The sequence below is a fragment of the Mycobacterium sp. E1386 genome, assembly GCF_001672745.1.
In the GTDB taxonomy this organism is placed as follows: domain Bacteria; phylum Actinomycetota; class Actinomycetes; order Mycobacteriales; family Mycobacteriaceae; genus Mycobacterium.
On record NZ_LZKH01000058.1, the window covers coordinates 73,351 to 99,382 of the forward strand.

The 26,032-nt window shown below is 70.5% G+C and carries 24 protein-coding genes; 11 read left to right on the forward strand and 13 right to left on the reverse strand.

What is annotated here, in order from left to right:
• Positions 1–28: 28 nt before the first annotated feature.
• Genes cofD through A5709_RS06445 form a run of 4 tightly spaced genes read left to right on the forward strand, consistent with a single transcriptional unit; the run spans position 29 to position 4,500 of the window.
• A complete protein-coding gene (gene cofD / locus A5709_RS06430; protein WP_068118882.1) occupies positions 29–1,030 on the forward strand; it encodes a 2-phospho-L-lactate transferase in 1,002 nt (333 codons plus the stop codon).
• Positions 1,027–2,376, forward strand: coding sequence for a coenzyme F420-0:L-glutamate ligase (locus tag A5709_RS06435; protein WP_068118885.1), 1,350 nt, complete (start codon positions 1,027–1,029; stop codon positions 2,374–2,376). The genes cofD and A5709_RS06435 overlap by 4 nt, the downstream gene beginning before the upstream one ends.
• 10 nt (positions 2,377–2,386) lie before the next feature.
• Positions 2,387–3,964 (forward strand): class I SAM-dependent methyltransferase, encoded by a 1,578-nt coding sequence (locus A5709_RS06440; protein ID WP_068118888.1) that lies wholly within the window; start codon positions 2,387–2,389, stop codon positions 3,962–3,964.
• The gene (locus A5709_RS06445; RefSeq protein ID WP_068118892.1) at positions 3,961–4,500 is read left to right on the forward strand and encodes an NUDIX hydrolase; all 540 of its coding nucleotides are present in this window, start codon (positions 3,961–3,963) and stop codon (positions 4,498–4,500) included. Before A5709_RS06440 ends, A5709_RS06445 begins: the two co-directional genes overlap by 4 nt.
• 37 nt (positions 4,501–4,537) lie before the next feature.
• Here the strand turns inward: A5709_RS06445 and A5709_RS06450 are convergent, their stop codons facing one another.
• The 3 genes from A5709_RS06450 to rfbD are packed head-to-tail and all read right to left on the reverse strand — an operon-like array spanning position 4,538 to position 7,395.
• Positions 4,538–5,617 carry a sugar phosphate nucleotidyltransferase gene (locus tag A5709_RS06450; RefSeq protein ID WP_067946396.1) on the reverse strand — a complete coding sequence of 360 codons (1,080 nt, stop codon included), beginning with the start codon at positions 5,615–5,617 and terminating at the stop codon, positions 4,538–4,540.
• 1 nt (position 5,618) lies between these two features.
• Positions 5,619–6,518 carry a glycosyltransferase family 2 protein gene (locus A5709_RS06455; protein ID WP_068118896.1) on the reverse strand — a complete coding sequence of 300 codons (900 nt, stop codon included), beginning with the start codon at positions 6,516–6,518 and terminating at the stop codon, positions 5,619–5,621.
• Positions 6,511–7,395, reverse strand: a complete 885-nt coding sequence (gene rfbD, locus A5709_RS06460) for a dTDP-4-dehydrorhamnose reductase (protein WP_067946400.1) — start codon at positions 7,393–7,395, stop codon at positions 6,511–6,513. The genes A5709_RS06455 and rfbD overlap by 8 nt, the downstream gene beginning before the upstream one ends.
• Positions 7,396–7,494: 99 nt before the next feature.
• Here rfbD and A5709_RS06465 point away from each other — a divergent pair, with 99 nt between their 5' ends.
• The 4 genes from A5709_RS06465 (at position 7,495) to ctpC (ending at position 12,226) form a co-directional block, all read left to right on the forward strand.
• Entirely contained in the window at positions 7,495–8,967 is a 1,473-nt protein-coding gene (locus A5709_RS06465; RefSeq protein ID WP_067946402.1) for an LCP family protein, read from the forward strand.
• Positions 8,955–9,668, forward strand: a complete 714-nt coding sequence (locus A5709_RS06470; RefSeq protein WP_197500897.1) for a TIGR03089 family protein — start codon at positions 8,955–8,957, stop codon at positions 9,666–9,668. Before A5709_RS06465 ends, A5709_RS06470 begins: the two co-directional genes overlap by 13 nt.
• A 90-nt stretch (positions 9,669–9,758) precedes the next feature.
• A complete protein-coding gene (locus tag A5709_RS06475; RefSeq protein ID WP_066949897.1) occupies positions 9,759–10,040 on the forward strand; it encodes a DUF1490 family protein in 282 nt (93 codons plus the stop codon).
• 11 nt (positions 10,041–10,051) lie between these two features.
• Positions 10,052–12,226, forward strand: a complete 2,175-nt coding sequence (ctpC, locus tag A5709_RS06480; RefSeq protein ID WP_068118899.1) for a manganese-exporting P-type ATPase CtpC — start codon at positions 10,052–10,054, stop codon at positions 12,224–12,226.
• A gap of 1 nt (position 12,227) precedes the next feature.
• Here ctpC and A5709_RS06485 read toward each other — a convergent pair whose 3' ends face one another.
• A complete protein-coding gene (locus tag A5709_RS06485) occupies positions 12,228–13,829 on the reverse strand; it encodes an AMP-binding protein (protein WP_068118903.1) in 1,602 nt (533 codons plus the stop codon).
• Between the two features lie 115 nt (positions 13,830–13,944).
• Between A5709_RS06485 and A5709_RS06490 the strand changes: the two genes are divergently transcribed.
• On the forward strand, positions 13,945–14,859 hold the full coding sequence (locus tag A5709_RS06490; protein ID WP_068118907.1) for a class I SAM-dependent methyltransferase: 915 nt from the start codon (positions 13,945–13,947) through the stop codon (positions 14,857–14,859).
• 12 nt (positions 14,860–14,871) lie between these two features.
• Positions 14,872–16,053, forward strand: coding sequence for a CoA transferase (locus A5709_RS06495; protein WP_068118910.1), 1,182 nt, complete (start codon positions 14,872–14,874; stop codon positions 16,051–16,053).
• 2 nt (positions 16,054–16,055) lie between these two features.
• Here A5709_RS06495 and A5709_RS06500 read toward each other — a convergent pair whose 3' ends face one another.
• From A5709_RS06500 to A5709_RS06525, 6 genes are all read right to left on the reverse strand, one after another.
• On the reverse strand, positions 16,056–16,496 hold the full coding sequence (locus A5709_RS06500; protein WP_067946412.1) for a response regulator: 441 nt from the start codon (positions 16,494–16,496) through the stop codon (positions 16,056–16,058).
• Positions 16,493–18,019 (reverse strand): CHASE3 domain-containing protein, encoded by a 1,527-nt coding sequence (locus A5709_RS06505; RefSeq protein WP_082973801.1) that lies wholly within the window; start codon positions 18,017–18,019, stop codon positions 16,493–16,495. The genes A5709_RS06500 and A5709_RS06505 overlap by 4 nt, the downstream gene beginning before the upstream one ends.
• A 71-nt stretch (positions 18,020–18,090) precedes the next feature.
• Positions 18,091–19,284 carry a PP2C family protein-serine/threonine phosphatase gene (locus A5709_RS06510; RefSeq protein WP_068007924.1) on the reverse strand — a complete coding sequence of 398 codons (1,194 nt, stop codon included), beginning with the start codon at positions 19,282–19,284 and terminating at the stop codon, positions 18,091–18,093.
• A 105-nt stretch (positions 19,285–19,389) separates the two neighbouring features.
• A complete protein-coding gene (locus A5709_RS06515) occupies positions 19,390–20,559 on the reverse strand; it encodes an acyl-CoA dehydrogenase (RefSeq protein ID WP_067946419.1) in 1,170 nt (389 codons plus the stop codon).
• Positions 20,560–20,573: 14 nt separating this feature from the next.
• Positions 20,574–21,092 (reverse strand): 5-(carboxyamino)imidazole ribonucleotide mutase, encoded by a 519-nt coding sequence (purE, locus tag A5709_RS06520; protein WP_068118917.1) that lies wholly within the window; start codon positions 21,090–21,092, stop codon positions 20,574–20,576.
• Positions 21,079–22,359: a 5-(carboxyamino)imidazole ribonucleotide synthase gene (locus A5709_RS06525; protein ID WP_197520091.1), complete on the reverse strand. Its 1,281-nt coding sequence runs from the start codon at positions 22,357–22,359 to the stop codon at positions 21,079–21,081. The genes purE and A5709_RS06525 overlap by 14 nt, the downstream gene beginning before the upstream one ends.
• A gap of 97 nt (positions 22,360–22,456) precedes the next feature.
• Between A5709_RS06525 and A5709_RS06530 the strand changes: the two genes are divergently transcribed.
• Positions 22,457–23,116 (forward strand): GtrA family protein, encoded by a 660-nt coding sequence (locus A5709_RS06530; RefSeq protein WP_067946424.1) that lies wholly within the window; start codon positions 22,457–22,459, stop codon positions 23,114–23,116.
• Here A5709_RS06530 and A5709_RS06535 read toward each other — a convergent pair.
• The 3 genes from A5709_RS06535 to A5709_RS06545 are packed head-to-tail and all read right to left on the reverse strand — an operon-like array spanning position 23,071 to position 26,006.
• Positions 23,071–23,589 carry a PH domain-containing protein gene (locus tag A5709_RS06535; protein WP_067946426.1) on the reverse strand — a complete coding sequence of 173 codons (519 nt, stop codon included), beginning with the start codon at positions 23,587–23,589 and terminating at the stop codon, positions 23,071–23,073. The genes A5709_RS06530 and A5709_RS06535 overlap by 46 nt on opposite strands.
• Before the next feature lie 33 nt (positions 23,590–23,622).
• Positions 23,623–24,435: a biotin--[acetyl-CoA-carboxylase] ligase gene (locus A5709_RS06540; protein ID WP_068118919.1), complete on the reverse strand. Its 813-nt coding sequence runs from the start codon at positions 24,433–24,435 to the stop codon at positions 23,623–23,625.
• A 17-nt stretch (positions 24,436–24,452) separates the two neighbouring features.
• Positions 24,453–26,006, reverse strand: coding sequence for an FAD-binding protein (locus A5709_RS06545; protein WP_068118923.1), 1,554 nt, complete (start codon positions 26,004–26,006; stop codon positions 24,453–24,455).
• Positions 26,007–26,032 lie beyond the last annotated feature (26 nt).

Sequence of the window (26,032 nt, forward strand, 5' to 3'; positions counted from 1 at the left end):
ACAGTCGCCGGGCAGTACTGTCGTCCACGTGAAGGTCACCGTTCTGGTCGGTGGGGTTGGCGGCGCCCGCTTCCTGCTGGGGATTCAACAGTTGCTCGGGCTGGGACAGTTCGAAACGCAACAGCACCCAGACGCGGGAGCCGGCAACCACGAACTTAATGCAATCGTCAACATCGGCGACGACGCCTGGATTCATGGACTGCGGGTCTGCCCGGATTTGGACACCTGCATGTACACCTTAGGTGGAGGGGTAGACCCGGAGCGAGGGTGGGGTCACCGCGACGAAACCTGGCACGCCAAAGAGGAATTGGCGCGCTACGGCGTGCAGCCGGATTGGTTCGGGCTCGGCGACCGGGATATCGCCACCCACCTGGTGCGCACCCAAATGCTCAACGCCGGCTACCCCCTCTCGCAGATCACCACGGCGCTGTGCGATCGCTGGCAACCCGGCGCCCGGCTGCTGCCCGCGAGCGACGACCGCTGCGAGACGCACGTGGTGATCACCGATCCGGACGACGGCACCCGGCGGGCGATCCACTTCCAGGAGTGGTGGGTGCACTACCGCGCCGACGTGCCCACGCACAGCTTCGCGTTCGTCGGCGCCGAAAAGGCCACCGCCACAAGTGATGCTGTCGCGGCCATCGCCGACGCCGACGTCATCCTGCTGGCACCCTCCAACCCGGTGGTGAGCGTCGGCGCCATCCTGGCCGTCCCCGGCATCCGGGCGGCGCTGCGCTCGGCGACCGCCCCGGTCGTCGGCTACTCGCCCATCATCGGCGGAAAACCATTGCGCGGCATGGCCGATGCGTGCCTGTCGGTGATCGGCGTGGAGTCCACCGCGGAGGCGGTCGGCCGGCACTACGGGGCGCGCCGCGGCACCGGGATCCTGGACTGCTGGCTGGTGCACGAGGGCGACCACGCTGACATCGAAGGGGTGGCGGTGACGGCCGTGCCGCTGTTGATGACCGACCCGAAGGCGACGGCCGAGATGGTGCGCGCCGGGCTCGAGCTCGCGGGAGTGGCCCCGTGACCGAACACGGCACCGGGGCCACGATCGAGATCCTGCCCGTCGCAGGGCTGCCCGAATTCCGTCCCGGCGACGACCTGAGCGCCGCCCTGGCCGCGGCCGCGCCCTGGCTCCGCGACGGCGACGTCGTGGTGGTGACGAGCAAGGTGGTGTCCAAGTGCGAGGGCCGGCTGGTGCCGGCCCCGCAGGATCCCGAGGAGCGCGACCGACTCCGGCGCAAGCTGGTCGATGCCGAGGCGGTGCGGGTGCTGGCGCGCAAGGGCCGCACCCTGATCACCGAGAACCGCATCGGCCTGATTCAGGCGGCCGCGGGTGTGGACGGATCCAACGTGGGCCGCGACGAACTGGCGCTGCTGCCGGTCGACCCGGACGGCAGCGCCGCGGCGCTGCGCGCTGGGCTGGCCGACCGGCTCGGCGTCGACGTGGCCGTGGTCATCACCGACACGATGGGCCGCGCGTGGCGCAACGGCCAGATCGATGCGGCGGTGGGGTCGGCCGGTCTGGCTGTACTGCACGGCTATTCGGGGACAGTCGACCGGCACGGCAACGAGCTGATCGTCACCGAGATTGCGGTCGCCGACGAGGTGGCGGCGGCAGCGGATCTGGTGAAGGGCAAATTGACCGCCATGCCGGTGGCCGTGGTGCGCGGCCTGCCAAAGAATCTCGTGGCCGACGACGGGTCGACGGCCCGGCAACTGTTGCGGCCCGGCGAGGAAGACCTGTTCTGGCTGGGCACCGCCGAGGCGCTCGACATGGGGCGCCGGCAGGCGCAGCTGTTGCGCCGGTCGGTGCGCCGGTTCAGCGCCGAGCCGGTCGCCGCCGAGCTGATCGAGGCCGCCGTGGCCGAGGCGCTCACGGCGCCGGCCCCGCACCACACCCGGCCGGTCCGGTTCGTCTGGCTGCAGACCCGCGACGTTCGGACGCGGCTGCTGGACCGCATGAAGGACAAGTGGCGGTCGGACCTCGCCGGTGACGGCCGGCCCGCCGACTCGGTAGAGCGGCGGGTGGCGCGCGGCCAGATCCTCTACGACGCACCCGAGGTCGTCGTCCCGATGCTGGTTCCCGACGGCGCGCACACGTATCCCGACGCCGCCCGCACCGACGCCGAGCACACGATGTTCACCGTCGCCGTCGGGGCGGCCGTGCAGGCGCTGTTGGTCGCGTTGGCCGTGCGGGGAGTGGGCAGCTGCTGGATCGGCTCCACGATCTTCGCCGCCGACCTGGTGCGCGCCGAGCTCGACCTGCCGGCCGATTGGGAGCCGTTGGGCGCCATCGCGATCGGCTACCCCGAGGAACCCGCCGGGCCGCGCGACCCGGCGGACGCCGGGGATTTGTTGATCCGCAAGTGATACTGGCCCCATGAAAACGTTCGCGGGCAAGGCGGCGGCATCCGCCGACAAGGTCCGCGGCGGCTACTACACACCGGCGCCCGTCGCCCGGTTCCTGGCCCGCTGGGTGCGCGGCGCCGGACCGCGCATCGTCGAACCCTCCTGCGGCGACGGTGCGATCCTGCGTGAGCTGGCCGCCCTCGGCGGGCGGGTCCGCGGCGTCGAGCTGGTCGCCGAAGAGGCGGCCAAGGCGCGGGAATTCGCGCCCGTCGACGCCGCGAACCTGTTCGCCTGGCTCGCCACCACCCGGCCCGGCGGTTGGGACGGGGTCGCGGGGAATCCGCCCTACATCCGGTTCGGCAACTGGGCGGCCGAGCAGCGCGAGCCCGCGCTGGAGCTGATGCGGCGCGAGGGATTGCGGCCCAGCCGGCTCACCAACGCCTGGGTCCCCTTCGTGGTGGCGAGCTCGGTCTTGGTGCGCGACGGCGGCCGGGTGGGCCTGGTGCTGCCCGCCGAGTTACTCCAGGTCACCTACGCCGGACAGCTGCGCGAGTTCCTGTTGAGCCGGTTCAGTGACATCACGCTGGTGACGTTCGAGCGATTGGTGTTCGACGGCATCCTGCAGGAGGTGGTGTTGTTCTGTGGGGTTGCCGGCGCCGGGCCCGCCCGGATCCGCACGGTCCACCTCACCGACGCCGATGCCCTCGCGCACGCGGATCTGGACGCCGAATGGGCGCCCGCGCTGTTGCACGAGAACGAGAAGTGGACCCAGTACTTCCTGGACCCGGCCGCGATCCGGCTGCTGCGCACGCTCAAGGAGTCGACGACGCTGACGCGGCTCGGGTCGGTCGCCGCCGTGGACGTGGGGATCGTGACGGGCCGCAACAGCTTCTTCACGTTCACCGACGCGCAGGCCCGCGAGCTCGGGCTGCTGCCCCACTGCGTCCCGCTCGTCTCGCGCAGCGCACAGTTGTGCGGACTGGTCTACGACAACGTCTGCCGGGCAAGCGATCTCGCCGCCGGGCGCCGGGGCTGGCTACTCGACGCGCGGCGCGACGCCGTCGACCCCGCCCTGCTGGCGCACATCGATGCCGGTGCGGCCGCCGGCGTGGACCGCGGCTTCAAGTGCTCGATCCGCAAGCCGTGGTGGAGCACGCCGTCGCTGTGGATCCCGGACCTGTTCATGCTGCGCCAGATCCACCGGGCGCCGCGGCTGACCGTCAACGCCGCCGCGGCGACGAGCACCGACACGGTGCACCGGGTCCGGCTCACCGCCGGTGTCGACCCGACCGGGCTGGCCGCGGTGTTCCACAACAGCGTGACGTTCGCCTTCGCCGAGATCATCGGCCGCAGTTACGGCGGCGGGATCTTGGAGCTGGAACCGCGCGAAGCCGAGCAGCTGCCCATTCCCCCGCCGGCGCTCGCCGGCCCCGAGCTCGCCTGCGACGTCGACCTGCTGTTGAAGGCCAACGAGATCGAAAAGGCGCTCGACCTCGTCGACCGCCACGCCCTGATCGACGGGCTGAAATTGCCGCCCGACGTGGTGCGGCACTGCCGCGCGGCCTGGGTCGCGCTGCGGGACCGCCGGAAACGGCGGGGTTCCCGGTGAGCGTCCGGGAGTCGGCGATCTCGCTGCTGTCCGGGTGGGAGGCGCCCGACGCGGCGCAGGACGCGTTGCGGCAAGCGGTCCTGGCCTTCGTGTACGCCCGCCCCGACGCGTGTCGCCGCGAGTGCGTGCCGGGTCATGTCACCGCCTCGGCTCTTGTGCTCGACGACACCGGCGGCCGGGTGCTGCTGACGCTGCATCCCCGCGTCGGCCGGTGGGTGCAGCTGGGCGGCCACTGCGATGAGGACGACGGCGACATCGTCGCCGCCGCGCTGCGCGAGGCCACCGAGGAATCCGGCGTCGACGGTTTGCGCATCGAGCCGCGGCTGGCCGCGATCCACGTTCACGCGCTCACCTGTTCGTTGGGTGTGCCCACCCGGCACCTGGATCTGCAGTTCGTCGCGCACGCGCCGGCCGGCGCGCAGATCGCGATCAGCGACGAGTCGGAGGACCTGCGGTGGTGGCCGGCCGACGGTCTACCCGAGGGCACCGATCACGCGTTGGCCTATCTGGTGGGGCGCGCCACCCGCCGAACGTGAAGCTAGCTTCACACTCGGCGCGGGAGGGGCAATGCGCTCAGACGTCGGAGGAGTAGCGGATCCCGCCGTCGGGGATCGAGACGCCGGGCCAAACCCGGGCGCCGCGCAGCAACTCGCAGCGCGCGCCGATGTCGGCGCCGTCGCCGATCACGCCGTCGCGGATCAGCGCCCGCGGGCCGATGCGCGCGCCGAAGCCGATGATGGACCGCTCGATCACGCTGCCGGCCTCGACCTTGACGCCGTCGAAGATCACGGCACCGTCCAGCCGGACGCCGGGACCGATCTCGGCACCCCGCCCGACGACGGTGCCGCCGACCAGCACCGCGCCCGGCGACACCGCCGCGCCGTCGTGCACCAGCTGCTCGCCGCGGTGGCCGTGCAGCGCCGGCGACGGCGCGATCCCTCGCACCAGGTCCGCCGATCCGCGCACGAAGTCTTCCGGTGTGCCCATGTCCCGCCAGTAGGTCGCGTCGACGTAGCCGCACACCTTGACGTCCGGGTCGGAGAGCAGGGCGGGAAACACCTCGCGTTCGACCGACACCTCGCGCCCCCGCGGGATGCGGTCGATGATGCCGCGCTCGAAGACGTAGCAGCCGGCGTTGATCTGATCGGTGGGCGGGTCCTGCGTCTTCTCGACGAACGCGGTGACCCTGCCGCTCTCGTCGGTCGTGACGCAGCCGAAGGCCCGCGGGTCGCCCACCCGCACCAGGTGCAGGGTGACGTCGGCCTGCTGGGCCCGGTGGAAGTCGATCATCTGATTGAGGTCGGAACCCGAGAGCACGTCGCCGTTGAACACCATCACGGTGTCGTGACGCAGGTGGCCTGCCACGTTGGCGATGCCGCCGCCGGTCCCCAACGGCCGCTCCTCGGTGACGTAGTCGATCTGCAGGCCGAGCTTGGACCCGTCGCCGAACTCCGCCTCGAACACCGCGGCCTGATACGACGTGCTCAGGATGACGTGCTCGATGCCCGCCGCGGCGATCCGCGAGAGCAGGTGGGTCAAAAACGGCAGACCGGCGGTGGGCAGCATGGGCTTGGGCGCCGACAGCGTCAGCGGCCGCAGCCGGGTGCCCTTGCCGCCGACCAGAATTACGGCATCGACTTGCGGGTTAGCCATCTCAGCGCCGCCCTTCCGCCAGTTTCCGGCTCCGACTGCGCAGCGCGCCACGCACCATCAGGCGGGACCGTAGCGCCAGCGACGCCCGCAGCGTCCAGCGCAGCGGCGCGCGCCGCCACCCCGAATGCCGGTCGGCCAGAAACAGATAGGTGCTCTTGTGATGCGCCGCCAGGTGGCTCGCCGGGTCGTCGCCGGTGGAGTGGCCCTTGTGGTGCAGCACCTCGGCCGACGGCACGTACACGTTGAGCCAGCCGGCCCGGCCGAGCCGGTCCCCGAGGTCGACGTCTTCCATATACATGAAGTAGCGCTCGTCGAACCCGCCGACTTGGCCAAAGGCGGACCGGCGGACCAGCAGGCACGACCCCGACAGCCAGCCCACGGCGCGTTCGGTGGGCTCCAGCCGCTCCTGGCGGTAGGCCGCCGTCCAGGGATTGCGCTTCCAGATCGGGCCGACGACCGCGTGCATGCCGCCGCGGATGAGGCTGGGCAGGTGGCGCGCCGACGGGTACACCGAGCCGTCGGGGTCGCGGATGAGCGGGCCCAGGGCGCCGGCGCGCGGCCAGCGGGTGGCGGCGTCCAGCAGGGCGTCGATGCTGCCCGGGCCCCACTGCACGTCGGGGTTGGCCACGATCACCCAGTCGTCGTCGATGTCCGGCGTCTCGGCGAGCTGGGCGACCGCGCGATTGATCGCGGTGCCGTACCCGAGGTTGGCGCCGGTGTGGAAGAGCCGCACGTTCGGGTAGCGCTCGACGGCGGCCTGCGGGGTGCCGTCGGTGGAGCCGTTGTCGGCCATCAACACGCACACGGGCCGCTCGGTGGCCAGCGACAGCGAGGCCAGGAAGCGCTCGAGGTGTGGGCCCGGCGAGTAGGTCACCGTCACGACCGGCAGGACGTCAGTCACGCGTTGAGGGTAACGGTAGATCGGCGGCGAGCGCCGCGACAAGCGCAGCGCGCCAGGGCCTTAACGGCCGCAGGCCCGCCGCGGCGGACTCGCGGCCCGACAGCGCGGAGTAGGTCGGGCGCGGCGCGGGGCGGGGAAACTCCGCGGTGCTGACCGGGTGCACACGCTCGGGGTCGGCGCCACACTCGGAGAAGATCGCGCGGGTCTGCTCGAAGCGGGACACCGCGCCCTCGTTGGCGGCGTGCAGGATCGGCCCGGGCACGTGGTCGTCGGCGATCTGCAGCAGCGCCTCGGCCAGGTCGCCCACATACGTCGGCGATCCGACCTGGTCGTCGACGACTTTCACCGGCCCGTCCCCCGCGGCCAGCCGGCGCATGACGGCGACGAAGTCCTTCCCGTCGCCGCCGGTGTAGACCCAGGCGGTGCGGACGATGACGGCATCCGGCATCGCCGCCAGGACGGCCTCTTCCCCGGCATGCTTGCTGCGCCCGTACACCCCCGCCGGGGCGGTTTGATCGCTGGGCTCGTAGGGCCGCGGGTCGGCGCCGCCGAAGTCTCCGTTGAAGACGTAGTCGGTGGAGACGTGGATGAACCGGGCGCCGGCCCGCGCGCAGGCCCGGGCGATGTTCTCGGGGCCGGTGGCGTTGACGGCGTAGGCGCCGGCCTCGTCGCTCTCGGCGCCGTCCACGTCGGTGTATGCCGCGCAATTGATCACCACGTCGCCGCGCTCGATGATCCGCTCGGCGGCGGCGGGGTCGGTGATGTCCCACTCTGACGACGTCAGCGCCAGCACGTCGCGGCCCTGACTGGCCGCCAGCGAGCGCAAATAGCTGCCCAGCTGCCCCCCGGCACCGGCGATCACGATCCTGCTCGACATGGTTTGAGTCTGGCATGCCCGGGAAAGCCCGGGCGAACGCCCGGGGCGCGCGGGGGTTCGCTACCCGCGAAGCGCGTGTGCCGCAAGTAACCTAGTGGGATGCCTGTGCAACGTGTGGTTCGTGTGATTGCCACTGCGCTCACCCTCGTGGTGGTCCTCGGCACCGGGCTCGCGTGGAGCAACGTCCGGTCCTTCGAGGACGGCATCTTCCACATGTCCGCACCCTCGCTCGGCAAGGGCGGCGACGACGGCGCGATCGACATCCTGCTGGTGGGGCTCGACAGCCGCACGGACGCGCACGGCAACCCGCTGTCCCAAGAGGAGCTGGCCACCCTGCGGGCCGGCGACGAGGAAGCGACCAACACCGACACGATCATCCTGATCCGGATCCCCAACAACGGGAAGTCGGCGACCGCCATCTCGATCCCGCGCGACTCCTACGTCGCGGCCCCCGGCCTGGGCAAGACGAAGATCAACGGCGTCTACGGCCAGACCCGCGAGGCCAAGCGCACCAGCCTGGTGAAGGCCGGCGACTCCGCCGAGGACGCCGCGGCGCAGGGCACCGAGGCCGGGCGCGAGGCCCTGATCAAGACCGTCGCCGACCTCACCGGCGTCACCGTCGACCACTACGCCGAGATCGGGCTGCTCGGCTTCTCGTTGATCACCGACGCGCTCGGCGGCGTGGACGTGTGCCTCAAAGAGCCGGTGTTCGAACCGCTTTCGGGCGCCGACTTCCCCGCCGGCCCGCAACGGCTGGACGGGCCGGAGGCGCTCAGCTTCGTCCGTCAGCGCCACGAGTTGCCCCGCGGCGACCTGGACCGGGTGGTGCGCCAGCAGGTGGTGATGGCCTCACTGGCGCACCGGGTGATCTCCGGCAAGACGCTGTCCAGCCCAGCCACCGTGCGACGCCTCGAGGCCGCGGTGCAACGCTCGGTGGTGATCTCGCAGGGTTGGGACGTCATGGATTTCGTCCAGCAGATGCAGAAGCTCGCCGGCGGCAACGTCGCGTTCGCCACCATCCCGGTGCTGGACGGGGCCGGCTGGAGTGACGACGGCATGCAGAGCGTGGTGCGGGTGGACCCGCACCAGGTTCAGGACTGGGTCAACGGGCTGCTGCACGACCAAGAGCAGGGCAAGACCGAGGAGCTCGCCTACACCCCGGCGAAGACCATCGCCAGCGTGGTCAACGACACCGACATCAATGGCCTGGCATCGGCGGTCTCCCAGGTGTTGACCGCCAAGGGCTTTGGCGCCGGCACGGTCGGCAACAACGACGGCGGCCACGTCAAGGGCAGCCAGGTGCGGGCCGCCAAGAGCGACGACCTGGGCGCCCAGGAGGTGGCCAAGGAGCTCGGCGGGCTGCCGGTGGTCGCCGACCCATCCGTCGCGGCGGGCACGGTGCGGGTGGTGCTGGGCAACGACTACAGCGGCCCCGGCTCCGGACTTTCGGGCACCGGGTCGGTGATGCCCGCCCGGGTGTCCAACGTCGGTGCGGTGGCGGCCGACCCGAACGTCCCGGCGCCCTCGCCGATCCTGACGGCCGGTTCCGACAAGCCCGAGTGCATCAACTGAGCACGCTCGCCGGCGCCATCCTGGACCCGATGCTGCGGGCCGACCCGGTCGGCCCGCGCATCACCTACTACGACGACGCGGCCGGCGAGCGCATCGAGCTCTCGGCGGCGACGCTGGCCAACTGGGCGGCCAAGACCGGCAACCTGTTACGCGACGAGCTCGGCGCCGGGCCGGGCAGCCGGGTTGCGATCCTGCTCCCGGCGCACTGGCAGACCGCGGCCGTGCTGTTCGGGGTGTGGTGGATCGGCGCCGAGGCCGTGCTGGCAGGTGAGGCGGACATCGCCATGTGCACCGCCGAACGGCTGGCCGAGGCGGACGAGACCGGGGCCGGCGAGGTGGCGGTGCTGTCGCTGGACCCGTTCGGCCGCCCCGCACCCGACCTGCCGATCGGCGTCACCGACTACGCGACCGCCGTGCGGGTGCACGGCGACCAGATCGTCGCCGAACCCCATCCCGGTCCGGCCCTCGCGGGCCGATCCGTCGACGAGGTTCTCGCCGACTGCCAAAGCGCTGCCGCCGCAAGGGGATTGACGGCCGGTGACCGGGTGCTGTCCACCGCCGCGTGGTCGGAACCCGGCGAGCTGGTGGACGGCCTGCTGGCGATCCTGGCCGTCGGCGGGTCGCTGGTGCAGGTGGCCAACCCCGACCCGTCGGCGCTTGCGCGCAGGATCGAGACCGAAAAGGTGAACCGCGAGCTGTAGGCCCGGCGAATACATATTGATATCGCAATATTTCAATGTTAACGTCGAGCGAGCATCAGCTGACGCCGCGACGACAGGGAGGTCCGGGTAATGGCGGGGTACGCGCTCTTGGCGAAGGCAGCATCGACGGTGGTCACCGGCCTGGTCGGCGTGACGGCCTACGAGGTGGTGCGCAAGGCCGTGGCCAAGGCGCCGCTGCACGAGACCGCGGTGTCGGCGGCCGAGCTGGGGCTGCGTGGGACGCGCAAGGCCGAGGAAGCCGCCGAGTCCGCCCGGTTGAAGATCGCCGACGTCATGGCCGAGGCCCGCGAACGCATCGGCGAGGAAGCGCCCACGCCGGCCGTCGCCGACGTCCACCAGCACGACCACTGATCCCCGCGCAGATGGCACTCGCCACCGCCCTGGACCCGGTCCGATCGAAAGACCCTGCGCTGCAGGTTGTTTCGGACGCCGCCGGGCGCATGCGGGTTTCCGTCGGCTGGCTGCGGTGCGACTCGCGGCGCGCGGTGGCGGTCGAGGAGGCCGTCGCCAGCGAGGACGGCGTGCGCGTGGTGCACGCCTACCCGCGCACCGGGTGCGTCGTCGTCTGGTATTCGCCGCGGCGCTGTGACCGCGGCGCGGTGCTGGCCGCGATCGGCTCCGCCGCTCACGTCGCCGCCGAGCTGATCCCGGCGCGCGCGCCGCATTCGGAGGAGATCCGCAACACCGACGTGTTGCGGATGGTCGTCGGCGGTGCCGCGCTGGCGCTGCTCGGCGTGCGCCGCTACGTGTTCGCCCGGCCGCCACTGCTCGGCCCGAACGGCCGGGTGCTGGCCACCGGCGTCACCATCTTCACCGGCTACCCGTTCCTGCGCGGCGCGCTGCGCTCGTTGCGCTCCGGCCGGGCCGGCACCGACGCCCTGGTGTCGGCGGCGACGGTGGCGAGCCTGGTGCTGCGCGAGAACGTGGTGGCGCTGACGGTGCTGTGGCTGCTCAACATCGGTGAGTACCTGCAGGACCTCACCCTGCGCCGGACCCGTCGGGCCATTTCCGAACTGCTGCGCGGCAGCCAGGACACGGCGTGGATCCGGCTGACCGACGGGGCCGAGGTTCAGGTCCCGATCGACAGCGTCCAGATCGGCGACGAGGTGATCATCCACGATCACGTCGCGATACCGGTGGACGGCGAGGTGGTCGACGGCGAGGCGATCGTCAATCAGTCCGCGATCACCGGGGAGAACCTGCCCGTCTCCGTCATGGTCGGCGCGCACGTGCACGCCGGATCGGTCGTGGTGCGCGGGCGCCTGGTGGTCCGCGCGCAGGCCGTCGGCAATCAGACCGCGATCGGGCGCATCATCACCCGGGTCGAGGAGGCCCAGCACGACCGGGCGCCCATCCAGACCGTCGGCGAAAACTTCTCCCGCCGTTTTGTTCCGACGTCGTTCATCGTGTCGGCCCTCACTCTGGCGGTCACCGGCGACGTCCGCCGCGCGATGACCATGCTGTTGATCGCGTGCCCCTGCGCGGTGGGTCTGTCCACCCCGACCGCGATCAGCGCCGCGATCGGCAACGGCGCGCGCCGCGGCATCCTGATCAAGGGCGGCTCCCACCTCGAACAGGCCGGCCGGGTGGACGCGATCGTGTTCGACAAGACCGGAACGTTGACCGTCGGCCGTCCCGTTGTCACCAATATCATTGCGCTGCATAAGGATTGGGAACCCGAGCAGGTGCTGGCGTACGCGGCCAGCTCGGAGATCCACTCCCGCCATCCGCTGGCCGAGGCGGTGATCCGCTCCACCGAGGAACGCCACATCACCATCCCGCCGCACGAGGAGTGCGAGGTGCTGGTGGGCCTGGGCATGCGCACCTGGGCCGACGGCCGCACCCTGCTGCTCGGCAGCCCCGGGCTGCTGCGTGCCGAGAAGGTGCGGGTCTCGAAGAAGGCGTCGGAGTGGGTGGACAGGCTGCGCCGCCAGGCCGAAACCCCGCTGTTGCTCGCGGTCGACGGCAAGCTGGTGGGGCTGATCAGCCTGCGCGACGAGGTGCGGACCGAGGCGGTCGAGGTACTGAAGCAATTGCGGGACAACGGCATCCGCCGCATCGTCATGCTCACCGGCGATCACCCGGACATCGCCCAGGTGGTAGCCGAGGAGCTGGGCATCGACGAGTGGCGCGCCGAGGTGATGCCGGAGGACAAGCTCGAGGTGGTGCGCGGGCTGCAGGACGCCGGCTACGTGGTCGGCATGGTCGGCGACGGCATCAACGACGCCCCGGCGCTGGCGGCCGCCGACATCGGGATCGCGATGGGCCTGGCCGGAACCGACGTCGCGGTCGAGACCGCCGACGTGGCGCTGGCCAACGACGACCTGCACCGGCTGCTCGACGTGCGCGACCTGGGCGCCCGCGCGGTCGACGTGATCCGGGAGAACTACGGCATGTCCATCGCCGTCAACGCCGCCGGGCTGATCATCGGCGCGGGCGGCGCGCTGTCCCCCGTGCTGGCCGCGATCCTGCACAACGCGTCGTCGGTCGCGGTGGTGGCCAACAGCTCCCGGCTGATCCGCTACCGGCTGGACTGACTCAGCCGCTGGTCAGCACCCGCTTGAGCACCTTGCCGCCGGCATTGCGGGGCAGTTCGTCGACGAACAGCACGTCGCGGGGAATCTTGAAGCGCGCCAACCGGTTCCGCACGTATTCCCGGACGTCGTGTTCGGTCAGCGCCGCACCGGGCCGGACCACGATGTAGGCGCGCAACCGCTGCCCGAACTCCTCGTCGTCGACGCCGACCACGGCGGCGTCGAGGATGCCGGGATGCTGCGCGAGCGCCTCTTCGACCTCGCCGGGGTACACGTTCTCCCCGCCGGAGACGATCATCTCGTCGTCTCGCCCGTCGATGAAGAGCCTGCCGCCGGCATCGAAATGGCCGATGTCGCCGGTGGACATCAGGCCCTCGATCGACTCCTTGGTCGCGCCATCGGTGTAACCCTGGAAGGTCAGCACGTTGCCGACGAAAATCCGCCCCGGCGTGCCCGGCGGTACCTCGCGGCCGTCGTCGCCGAAGATCTTGACGACCGAGCCGGGGACCACCCCACCCACGCAGCCCGGCGCGGCGGTCAGATCGGCGGGCGTGGCGATGGTGGCGTAGGCGACCTCGGTGGACCCGTACATGTTGTAGACCACCGGGCCCAGCGCGTCGAGCGCCCGGGTGGCCAGCGCCGCGCCGAGCTGGGAACCGCCGACGAACACGATGCGCAGCGACGACAGGTCGTGCTCGGCCATGACGGCCGGCCCGAGATCGAGGATGCGCCGCAACATGATCGGCACGACGATCATCGCGCTGGCCCGGTGCGCGGCCACGCTGGCCAGCGCCTGCCGGGCGTCGAATTCGCGGCGCAGCACCAGCGTCGAACCCAGCACCATCGCGTACATCGCGTGGCTGAACCCCATCGAATGAAGCAGCGGCACACAGCATTCCGTGACTTCCCGACCGCGGAACGGGACCTTGCCGAGCAGACCGCCGACCGGTATCAGCGAGTGGGGCTCGGAACGCGCGGCGCCCTTGGGGGTTCCCGTCGTCCCGCTGGTCGCGATGACGATCTTGGGCCGCCCGCCCGACGGGGGCGGCGGGCCGGGGTCGCCGCGCTCGATCAGCGCGTCCAGGGTGTCGGGAGCGGGCGCATCCGTCCAGGCCCGGATCCGGCCCAACCTCGGCCGCACGTCCCCGACCACGGCGCTGTATTCCTCGTCGTACACCAGGAGGTCGGCGCCCTCGCGGGCCAGCGTCTCGGCGAACTGGGTCGGCCCGAAGCCGGTGTTGAGCAGCAGGACGGTCGCGCCGCACTTTCCGGCGGCGAAGACGGCCTCCAGGAAGCCCCGGTGGTTGCCGGCCAGGATGGCCACGCCGGCGCCCGGGCCGAGCCCGCGCCGCCGCCACTCGTTGGCCAACGCGTTGGTCCGCTCGTCCAGCTCACCGAACGTCACGGGCCCGCGCTCGTCGATCAGCGCCAACCCGGCACGGTCTCGCCCGGCGGCGATGGTCGGCGCCGCCCCCAGCAGTCCGTAGCGGTCGAGCGCGCGCACCACGGGCAGGATCCGCCCGGGCGGTAGCCACCCCAATCCGCCCGACCGGGCATAGAGAAACAGCGACCGAGCTTCCAAACCCGCGCGCCGGAGAAGTTTCACACATCGATGCTGTCGCGCGACCCGGCCCGGGATAAGGGCGCAACGCCACTACGGACCGGGGTCTTTGGTCACCATCGTTACTCTGGTTAACGACTAGACGGAAAGGGCATTGCCGATGACGCGCACCGACAACGACAGCTGGGACCTGGCCACGAGCGTGGGAGCCACCGCCACCATGGTGGCGGCCGGGCGGGCCCGGGCCACCCGCGACGGGTTGATCGACGACCCGTTCGCCGAGCCGCTGGTGCGCGCGGTCGGCGTGGAGTTCATGACGCGGTGGGCCGCGGGCGAATTGAGCTCGGCCGACGTCGACGAGCCCGGCGCCCCGTGGGGCATGCAGCGCATGACCGACATGCTGGCCGCCCGCACGCGCTACATCGACGCGTTCTTCGCCGAGGCGGGCGCGGCCGGCCTCCGCCAGGTGGTGATCCTGGCGTCCGGCCTGGACGCGCGCGCCTACCGGCTCCCGTGGGCGGCGGGCACCACGGTGTTCGAGATCGACCAGCCGCAAGTCATCGAATTCAAGACGGCCACCATCGCCGAGCTCGGCGCCGAGCCCGCGGCCGAAGTCCGCGCCGTCCCGGTCGACCTGCGCCACGACTGGCCGTCGGCCCTGCGCGACACCGGATTCAACCCCGCCCTGCCCGCAGCCTGGGCCGCCGAGGGCCTGCTCGGCTTCCTGCCGCCCGAGGCGCAGGACCGGCTGCTCGACGACATCACCGCACTCAGCGCCGACGGCAGCCGGCTGGTGGCCGAGGTCTTCATCAACTCCGGCACCAACGGGGACGCGCTGAACGCCGCGAGCCAGAAGTGGCGCGACAACGGCCTGGACATCGCGCTCGGCGACCTCGGCTTCCCTGGCGAGCGCAACGACGCGGCGACGTACCTGGAGCGGCACGGCTGGCGCGCGGTTCGCACACCCCTGAATCAGCTGTTGGCCGACAACGGGTTACCTTTGCAGCGCACCGAACCCGGTGCGCCGTTCGCCGAGAACTACTACTGCATCGCGGAGTTGCACACGGCCCGTTGAGGAAGGCCACCCATGGCAGACAGCACGCCCGCCAAGCCGCTTGACGGGTTCCGGGTACTCGATTTCACCCAGAACATCGCCGGGCCGTTGGCCGGCCAGGTGCTGGCCGACCTGGGCGCCGAGGTGATCAAGGTCGAGGCGCCCCTGGGTGAGGCGGCCCGGCAGATCACCGCGGTCCTGCCCGGGCGCCCGCCGCTGCCCACGCTGTTCCTCCCGCACAACCGGGGCAAGAAATCGGTGGCGGTCGACCTCACCAACGACGAAGCCAAACAACAGATCCTGCGGCTCGTCGACACCGCCGACGTCGTGCTGGAAGGGTTCCGCCCCGGCGTGATGGAACGGATGGGCCTGGGCCCCGACGAGTTGCGCGCCCGCAACCCCAGGCTCGTCTACGCGCGGCTTTCGGCCTATGGCGGCAACGGCCCGCACGGCAGCAGGCCGGGCGTCGACCTGATGGTCGCGGCCGAATCGGGCATGACCACCGGAATGCCGACCCCCAGCGGCAAACCGCAGATCATCCCGTTCCAGCTCGTCGACGCCGCCAGCGGTCACGTGCTGGCTCAGGCGGTGCTGGCCGCGCTGCTCAATCGGGAGCGCCATGGCGTTGCGGACGTGGTGCGCGTCGCCATGTACGACGTCGCCGTCAACTTGCAGGCCGGCCAGCTCACCATCCATCTGAACAAGCCCAGCGAGGCGCCCAAACCCGACGCCACACCGAAAGCCAAGAAGCGCAAGGGAGTTGGCTTCGCCACCCAACCATCCGACGCGTTCAAAGCCGCCGACGGGTACCTGGTGATCAGCGCGTACGTGCCCAAGCATTGGGCGAAGCTGTGTCAGATCATCGGGCGGCCGGAGCTGCTGACCGACGAGCGGTTCATCGATCAGCGTTCGCGCGCAATGAATTACCCCGAATTGACCGAGGAACTCGAGTCTGCGCTGGCCGCCAAGACCGCGGCCGAATGGGTTGAGCTGCTTCAGCAAGGCGGACTGATGGCCTGCCTGGCCTACACCTGGAAGCAGGTGGTGGACACCCCGCTGTTCGGGGAGAACGAGCTCGCCTTGCGGGTGGGCGACGGTGACGAGGCGGTCACGGTGGTCCGCATGCCGGCGCGCTATGCGAGCTTCGACGCGGCGGCCACCGATCCCCCGCCCGCGCCCGGGCAGCACAACGACGAGTTTCTCGGCGCGCCATAGCCTTACAGGCTGGGCAGGCGCACCACCTGGACGAAGAACTCGTCGATCTGCCGGACCGCCTTCATGAACTGGTCCAGGTCGACCGGCTTGGTGACGTAGGCGTTGGCGTGCAGCTTGTAGCTGCGCAGGATGTCCTCCTCGGCCGAGGAGGTGGTGAGCACCACGACCGGGATGCGGGCCAGGTCCGGGTCGGACTTGACCTTCTCCAGCAGCTGGCGGCCGTCGTACTTCGGCAGGTTCAGGTCCAGCAGGATGAGGTCGGGCCGCGGCGCATTCTCGAACTTACCGCGCTGGTAGAGGTAGTCGAGGCCTTCCTCACCGTCGTGCGCCACATGGAGCCGGTTCTTGAGTTTGTTGTGCTCGAACGCTTCTCGCGTGATGAGTTCGTCCCCCGGGTCGTCCTCGACGAGCAGGATGTCGATCGCTCTGCCTTCCGATGTCATTGATGCGCTCCTTCCAAAGCGTCTGAGTCTGCTTCGCCGGCGGGCTCGGGCATGGGCAGCGTGAACTCGAACCGCGTCCCTTCGGTGCGGGTCGGGTCGATCCGGATGGTGCCGCCATGGTGCTCGACGATCTTCTTGACCAACGCGAGACCGACGCCGGTCCCGGCGTACACGTCGCGACCGTGCAGGCGTTGGAAGATGACGAAGACCTTGTCGGCGAACTCGGCCGGGATGCCGATGCCGTTGTCCGACACGGTGATCAGCCATTCGCCGTCATGGATACCGGTGCCCGGCGCGCACTCGATGACGACGCGGGGCCTGCGGTCTTTGTGCCGGAACTTCACCGCGTTGCCGATGAGGTTCTGCCACAGCATCGTCAGCAACATGGGGTCGCCCTTGATCCGCGGAAGCGCGTCGGGGCGCACGATTTCGGCGTCCGACTCTTCGATCGAGGTGGCCAGGTTGGCCAGGCCGGAATCCAGCGCCGTGTCGAGGTCCACGTCGGTCTCCGTGGCGCCAAGCCGGCCGACGCGCGAAAAGGTAAGCAGGTCGTTGATCAACGCCTGCATCCGTTTGGCCCCGTCGACCGCGAATCCGATGTATTCGATGCCGCGCTCGTCGAGCTTGTCGCCGTATCGCCGCTCCAGCAGCTGGCAGAACGAGGCGACCTTGCGCAGCGGCTCCTGCAGGTCATGCGACGCGACGTAGGCGAACTGCTCGAGTTCGGTGTTGGACCGGCGCAATTCGGCCGCCTGCTCGTCCAGCTGCGCCTGGGCGGTACGCGATGTCTCGAGCTCGTCGACCATGCGCTTGCGCATGTTCTCCACGTCGATCGCCATGCCGCGAACGTCTTTGGGCCGCTTCGGCGCTGCGATGCTCTCCTCGAAGTTGCCCTCGGTGATCCGCCGGCACGCCGCGGCCAGCGCGGCGAGTGGACGCGCGACGGTGTCCCGGATCAGGAACCCCAGCAGCCCGGCCGTGACAAAGAACAGCAACACCATGGCGCCGAACGCCCTGTCGCGCCAGGCATCGACGCGCTGGAGTTCGCCCGCTGCACTCACCCGTGCGGCGGCGAGGTTCGCGTTCTGGCTGTCGAAAAGCCCTCGCAGATGGTCGAATTCGGCCTTGCCGCGCTCCGCCGACGGTTTGCTCGTGACGTTCTTCCCGTTCGGCAGCACGGTGCCGATGGCCGGTTCGGCATAGCTGGCCCGCCACTTGGCCGCGGCGCTCTCGATCGCGTCCAGGTCGCCGATGAGGTCCGGACGTTCGCTCAGGCGGCGCCGGATCTCTTCCACCGCGGCGCGTTCGGCGTGCTGCCCGTCGTAGTACGGCGTGAGGAATTGCCGGTCCCCGGCGATCAGATAGCCCCGGATGCCCGTCTCCTGGTCGCGCAGCGCGGCCTGCAACTGGAAGGCCGCCACCCGCGCCGGCTGGATGTTGTCCAGGAGCTCGTGCGTCATCTCGTCGGTGCGGTCCAGCAACAGCGCGCCGACGACGGCGCCGGCGAGCACCATCACGCCCATGCTGACCAGGACGAGGGCCTGCCAGCCACGCACGGTGAGCTGCGACAGACGCAGGCGACGCAACCTCGGGGTCACGTGGTGGTCCTTTCGACCCGCAACACGGCGATGTCGTCGGTGAGCCCGCCGTGCGACTGGGCGAGTTCCTGGGCGCCGTCGATGAGCGCGTCGACGAACTCCGGACCCGGCCGGTTCGCGTGCGCCCGGGCCAGCTCCAGCAGACCGTCCTCGCCGAGGCGCTGGATGCCTCGCCCCGAATATCCCTCGAACAGGCCGTCGGTCAGCAGCAGCAGGCCATGGCCCGCGGGAAACTCCATCTCGTGCCGCGGCCAGTCATCGTCGGCGCGCAGGCCCAGCGCGGGACCGCCCGGCGGCTCCACCCATTCCACGTTGCCGTCGTACTGCAACAGCATCCCGGGATGGCCGGCGCGGATGACCGTGATGCGCGGGCTGTCCGCCGGGATCTCCAGGCTGAGCACGGTCGCGAAAACGCCTGTGCCCGTTCGCTCGGAGTGCAGCACCCGCTCGAGCTGCCGCATCAGCTCGACCCCGTGCACGCCGGCGAAGGTGAGCGCGCGGAAGGCGATGCGCAGCGCCGCGCCCAGGGCTGCCTCGTGTGGACCGTGCCCCGCGACGTCGCCGATCAGGACGTGGACGACCCGGTCGGGCGTCTGGACCACGTCGTAGAAGTCCCCACACAGCAGCGCGTCCTCGCGGCTCGGCCGGTACCGGGCGACGATGTCGACGCCCGGGTTGTCCAGCAGCAGCGGGGAGGGCAGCAGGCCGCGTTCCAGCAGGGCGTTCTCCCGTGCCCTCAGCTGGGTCGCGTGCAGGTCGGCTGCGATCAGCTCGGCGCGCTTGCGCTCGATCGCGTACAGCAGCGCGCGCCGCAGCATCTCGGGCTCGACCCGGCCCTTCACCAAATAGTCCTGGGCGCCGGCGGCGACCGCCGAAGCGCCGAAGTATTCGTCGTTCAGCCCGGTCAGCACGACGATGGGGACCGTGGCGTCGTGCTTGGCGATGCGGTCCAGCGCGTCGATGCCGTTGGCGTCGGGCAGGTGCAGGTCCAGCAGCACGCAGTCGGGGCGGGCCGAGGCGAGCTCGCGCTCGGCGTGGGCCATCGACTGTGCCCACACCACCCGGATGTCGGCGACCGCGTCGGCGATCAGGTCTTCCACCAGCACGGCGTCGGCGCGGTCGTCCTCGACCAAGAGCAACGACAATGACTGCCAAGTCGCCGCCGGGGTCACTGGTGCACGCACGGGCATCAATTCCCGGTCATCCTGAGACCCCCACGGTCAGACCCATTCGCACGACTCTACGTGTGGCCCCACCACCCCGTATGGCAGCCCTGAGAGATCCTAGCGTCGCGGTCAGCGCAGCAGCGCCCGCGACATGACAACGCGCTGAATCTGATTCGTGCCCTCGTAGATCTGGGTGATCTTGGCGTCGCGCATCATCCGCTCGACCGGGAAGTCGACGGTGTAGCCGGCGCCGCCGAAGAGCTGCACCGCGTCGGTGGTCACCTCCATCGCCACGTCGGAGGCCCAGCACTTGGACGCCGCGGAGATGAAGCCCAGGTTGGATTCACCGCGCTCCGCGCGGGCGGCCGCGTGGTACACCATCAGCCGGGCGGACTCCAGCTTCATGGCCATGTCGGCGAGCATGAACTGCACACCCTGGTTGTCGCTGACCGGGCGGCCGAACTGCTTGCGGTCCTTGGTGTAGGCGATGGCGGCGTCCAGCGCGCCCTGCGCGATGCCGACAGCCTGGGCGCCGATGGTGGGCCGGGTGTGGTCCAGCGTCGCCAGCGCGGTCTTGAAACCGGTGCCCGGCTCACCGATGATCCGGTCGCCCGGGATGCGGCAGTTCTCGAAGTACAGCTCGGTGGTCGGCGAGCCCTTGATGCCGAGCTTCTTCTCTTTGGGACCGACCGTGAACCCCTCGTCATCGGCGTGCACCATGAACGAGGAGATGCCGTTGGCGCCCTTGTCCGGGTCGGTGACCGCCATGACGGTGTACCAACTCGACTTGCCGCCGTTGGTGATCCAGCACTTGGCGCCGTTGAGAATCCAGTCGTCGCCGTCGGCCTTGGCCCGGGTGCGCATCGAGGCCGCGTCGCTGCCGGCCTCCCGCTCGCTCAGCGCGTAAGACGCCATCGCGGTGCCGTCGGCGATGGACGGCAGCACCTGCTTCTTCAGCTCGTCGGAGCCCCGCAGGATCAGCCCCATGGTGCCCAGCTTGTTCACGGCGGGGATCAGCGACGCCGAAGCGTCGACGCGGGCGACCTCCTCGATCACGATGCACGCCGCGACGGAATCCGCGCCCTGACCGCCGTACTCCTCGGGGACGTGGACCGCGTTGAAGCCCGACGCGTTCAGCGCCTCCAGCGCCTCGTCCGGGAAGCGCGAATTCTCGTCCACGTCGGCGGCGTGCGGGGCGATCTCCTTCTCCGCCAGCGCGCGGATCGCCGCCCGCAGCTCCTGGTGCTCCTCGGGCAACTGGAACAAATCGAACGACGGGTCTCCGGCCCAACCAGCCATCTCAAGCCTCCTTGCTACTCACCGGTAACTTTACCGTGCAGCTGTTGTAGCGCCTCATCCTTGGCGCGCACGCTCTCGGCCAGCTGGTCTTGGAACTCGACGATGCGGGCCCGCAGCGCCGGGTCGGAGGAGCCGAGGATGCGCACGGCCAGCAGGCCCGCGTTGCGCGCGCCGCCGATCGAGACCGTGGCCACCGGGACGCCCGCGGGCATCTGCACGATCGACAGCAGCGAGTCCAGGCCGTCCAGCCGCGCCAACAGCGCCGCCACCCCGATCACCGGCAGCGGCGTCGCGGACGCGACCATCCCGGGCAGGTGCGCGGCGCCGCCGGCGCCCGCGATGATCACCTCGATCCCGCGGTCGGCCGCGCCGCGCGCGTAGTCGAACATCACCTGCGGCGTGCGGTGCGCGGAGACGACGCGAACCTCTGCCGGTACGTCGAACTCGGCCAGGGCCGCCGCGGCGTCGGACATCACCGACCAGTCGCTGTCGCTGCCCATGATCACGCCCACGCGCGCTTTAGTCATTGCCATTTATGCCGCTTCTCCTCATCGCTTCGCTCTGCATCGTCGCGGCATGCGGGTCCCATCCGTCCGTCCACTGCCCGTGCGACAACCAGTGTGCCGCCAACTCGGCACGCGTCCGCAGCGCGGCCACCTCAGCCATGTCGCTGCCCAGGAAATTGATGTGGCCGACCTTGCGGCCGGGCCGTTCCTCCTTGCCGTACAGGTGGACCCGGGCGTCGGGCATCCGCGCGAACAGGTGGTGCAACCGCTCGTCGATCGTCATCGCGGGCCGCTCCGCGGCGCCGAGCACGTTGGCCATCACCGTCACCGGCGCGATGGCGTCGGTGTCGCCCAGCGGGTAGTCGAGCACCGCGCGCAGATGCTGTTCGAACTGACTGGTGCGCGCACCGTCCATGGTCCAGTGCCCGGAGTTGTGCGGCCGCATCGCCAGCTCGTTGACGAGCAGCTCCCCGCCGGTGGTCTCGAAGAGCTCGACCGCGAGCACCCCGACCACACCCAGCTCGGCGGCCAGGCGCAACGCCAGCCGCTGGGCGGCGGCGGCCGACTCGGCGGCCAGCCCGGGCGCGGGCGCGATCACCTGCACGCAGATGCCGTCCCGTTGCACCGTCTCGACGACCGGCCACGCCGCGCCCTGGCCGAACGGTGAGCGCGCCACCAGCGCCGACAATTCGCGGTGCAGACTCACCTGCTCCTCGGCCATCACCGGTACGTCATCCGCCAGGAAGCCGGCCGCGATCTCTCGGGCGTGCAGCGGGTCGCGTGCCATCCGCACCCCACGCCCGTCGTAGCCGCCGCGGACCGCTTTGACGACCACGGGGCCGGCGATGCGCTGCGCGAAGCCATCGAGTTCGTCGACGCTCCGGATTTCCGCGTAGCGGGGCACGGGAACGCCGAGGGCCTCCAGACGCCGTCGCATGACCAGCTTGTCCTGCGCGTGCACCAGCGCCTGCGGCGGCGGGGCGACGTTGACGCCCTCGGCGACCAGCTTGTCCAGCAGCTCGCCCGGCACATGCTCGTGGTCGAACGTCAGCACATGTGCGCCGGCGGCGACCCGGCGCAGGTCTTCCAGCTCGGTGTGCGAACCGATCACGACGTCCGGGGTGACCTGCGCGGCCGGCTCGTCGGCCGCGGTCGCCAGCACCCGCAGCGTCTGCCCGAGGGGGATCGCGGCCTGATGGGTCATCCGGGCCAGCTGGCCGCCGCCGACCATGGCGACCAACGGCGGGTTCGTGTGGGCGGCCCCGGGTGGGCGTGTATTCGGCACGGCCATCATGGTGTCACGGCGCGGGCGGCGTGTTGACCGGCGGTGACACCGAATCGTTATGTACGATTTTGCGTCGATTTTGTGTCCGTCCGTACACTGACGACTTGTGCCCTTCGCCGACGCCGCAATCGAGCGCATGCCCGGGTTTATTCAGCCCTATTTGCTGCGCCACCACGAACTGATCAAATTCGCCATCGTCGGCGGAACAACGTTCGTGATCGACTCGGCGATTTTCTACACGCTGAAGCTGACAATTCTGGACTCCAAGCCGGTGACCGCGAAGGTCATCGCCGGCATCGTCGCGGTCATCGCGTCCTACGTGTTGAACCGCGAGTGGAGCTTCCGCGACCGTGGCGGCCGGGAACGCCACCACGAGGCGCTGCTGTTCTTCGCCTTCAGCGGCGTGGGGGTGCTGCTGTCCATGGCGCCGCTGTGGTTCTCCAGCTACGTCCTGCAGCTGCGGGAGCCGATGGTCTCGCTGACCGTGGAGAACATCGCCGACTTCATCTCGGCCTACATCATCGGCAACCTGCTGCAGATGGCCTTCCGCTTCTGGGCGTTCCGGCGCTGGGTGTTCCCCGACGAGTTCGCGCGCAACCCCGACAAGGCGCTGGAATCCGCCCTCACCGCCGGCGGTATCGCCGAGATGCTCGAGGACGAGATCGAGGGCGGGAACGTCACGCCGCTGCGCGCCTGGCGCAACCGGGCGGGCCGGCTGGGTCAGCTGGGCGACTCCTCCGAACCCAGGGTGTCGAAAACTTCGTGATACAGCAGCGCGTGCACCTCGCGCAGGCGCGGAATGTCGTAGAACTCCAACGGATCCTGTGACGCCGATTCGATAATCAGCGTCCCGGTGCGAAACATTCGCTCGGTGATCCGGTCGCGGAATTCCACGCTGTTGATCCGCGCCAGGGGGATATCGATTCCGGTGCGGGTGAGTACCCCGTGCCGAAACATCACCCGCCGGTTCGTCACCACGAAATGGGTGGTCAGCCAGCTCAGGAACGGCCACAGCGTCAGCCAGCCGACGATCACCAGCCAAATGCCCCAGATGACGCCGTAGATGATGTTCTTGGCCAGCTGGTCCCAATGCGTCGAGTTCAGGTATCCGGACCCGAACGACGCCAGCGCGGTCGCCAGCAGCAGGGCCACCACGGGCCAGATCAACCGCTTCCAGTGCGGGTGGCGGTGGACGATGACCTGCTCGCCCGCGGCCAGGACGTTATCCGGATAGCTCATGCTCGCCGACATTAGCCGCGGCGGGCCGGATAACTAGCGCAAATGCACGACGTCGCCCGCCGAGACGACGACGGTCTCTTCCCCCGTGTCGATGCACAGCCGGCCCTGGTCGTCGACGGCGGTCGCGTCCCCGACCACTTCCTTGCCGCCGGGCAGGTGGGCCCGCACCCGGTGGCCGATGGTCAGGCTGCGCGCCCGGTAGTCGGCCGCCAGCGCCCAGTCCGCCCCGCGCGCGGCTCGCCACGCCACGATCCGCCGGCCGAGCTCGGACAGCAGCCCGCACACCAGCAGGGTGCGGTCGGGAGCCTGCACGCCCAGGTCGAGCAGCGAGGTGGCCCCCTCGATGCCGTCGGGCGCCTGAAACACGTTGAGCCCCAAGCCGATTACCACCACCGGCCGGGCCACCTCGGCGAGGATGCCGGCCAGCTTGCCCTGGGATTCGGGGGCGCCCGCCAGCACGTCGTTGGGCCACTTGAGTCCCACCGGAACCCCGCCGAGCAGCGGGGCCACCGTGTCGACCACCGCCACCCCGGTGGCCAGGGGCATCCAGCCCCAGCCGGCGGTCGGCACGTCGACGATGCTGACGCCGACCGACATCGTGATCTGGGTCCGCGGGGTGGCCGACCAGCCGCGGCCGTGCCGCCCGCGGCCCGCCGTCTGGTGCTCGGCGATCAGCACCGCCCCGGCCACGTCGGCCCCCGACGCCGCTCGCGCGAGCAGATCGGCGTTCGTGGAGCCGGTCTGTTCGACGACGTCGAGCCGGCGCCAGCCAAGTCCGGTGCCGATCAGTTCGGCGCGCAGCGCGGCCTGGTCCAGCGGTGCCCTGGGCTGGTCTCGGTCTGTCACTGGACCCAGCCTAGAACTCAGGGGCGCGGGCGGCTCGTGTCTCGCATGTCTAAGACGGCCAGATGGCTGAACAGCATGCTGGTGCCGATCGGGTTGCCGCCGCCGGGATAGGCGGTGCCGCTGGGCGCGGCCATCGTGTTGCCGGCGGCGTACAAACCGGGGATGGGGTGACCGGACGTGTCGAGCACCCGGGCGGCGGCGTCGGTGCGCAGGCCGCCCTTGGTGCCCAGATCCGAAATGCCAAAGGCCGCGGCGTGATACGGCGGGCGATCGATGGGCACCAGGGGTGAGGCGCCCCCCGAGAATGCCCGGTCGAAAGCCTCGTCACCCCTGCCGAAATCCTCGTCGACGCCGGACGCGGCAAAACCGTTGAACCGGGCCACCGTTGCCGCCAGCTGCCGCCCCGGGACACCGATCTTGTCGGCCAGTTCCTCCAGCGTGTCCGCGGTATGCCACAGGCCGGCGGCGACGTACTTCTGCGTCTCGACGATGGAGACGTTGGCGGCCTTGACCGGCGGCACCTCGCCGTCGGTGTCGTCGTAGATCATCCAGTACGGCAACGTGATCGACCCGTCCTGCAGTTGCGCGATGATCTCGCGGCCGGCCCGGTCGTACGCCCGGGATTCGTTGACAAACCGCTTGCCGTCCTGGTTGACGAAGATGCCGCCGGTGAACCAGAGCGCGAACGCGGACCGGCCGTCCGGGTGCGTCATGCCCGGCGACCACCACGCCTGATCCAGCAGGTCGGTGTCGGCGCCCGCGGCGATGCCGGCCTGCAGCGCCAGTCCCCGACTTCCCGGGCCGCCCATGGTGTCTCGGGCCGCGCCCGGCACCCCGTATCGGCGCCGCAGCTCGTCGTTGTTCTCGAAGCCGCCGGCGGCCAGCAGCACGCCCAGCCGGGCGCGGATGGCAAGCCGCTCTCCGCGGCTCTCCACGATCGCGCCCGTCACCGCCCCGTCGGACAGGACGAGCTCGACCAGGGCGGTGTCGCGCCGCAGCGCCGCGTTCGGGTATTGGCCGATGGCCTTGAGGAACCGCGCGATCAGCGCGCGACCCCCGAGGTAGTAGTCGGAGGGCGGTTCGGCGCCCAGCCGGTCGGTGTCCAGCGGCCCGCGGATCACCTCCCGCAGTTCGGGGGCGGCGGCCACCTTCCAGGGCTTCGCGGCGATGTGGCGCTGGCCGTCCAGCCGCGCCTTCGGCGCTTTGCCGTAGTAGTCCGGCCAGGGCAACGGCACGAACTTCAGCAGGGGGTCGACCTCCAGGTACTCGATCAGCCCGGCGCCGCCGCGGACATACGTTTCCTGCAGTTCCCGGGGGGTGCGGTCACCGACGACGGCATGGTAGTAGGTGAGCGCGTCCTCGATCGTGTCGTCGACCCCGGCCCGTAACAGCACCGGATTGCACGGGAACCAGACGCCGCCCCCACCGGAGTAGGCGGTGGTCCCACCGAATTTCGACGTCGCCTCCACCAGGAGCACGTTCAGGCCCTCGCGCGCCGCGGTGTAGGCACCGGTGACCCCGCCGCCGCCCGACCCGGCTACGAGCACATCGCATTCGGTCGCCCAGTCCATCAGCGGAGACTAGCCCGCCGCTAAGC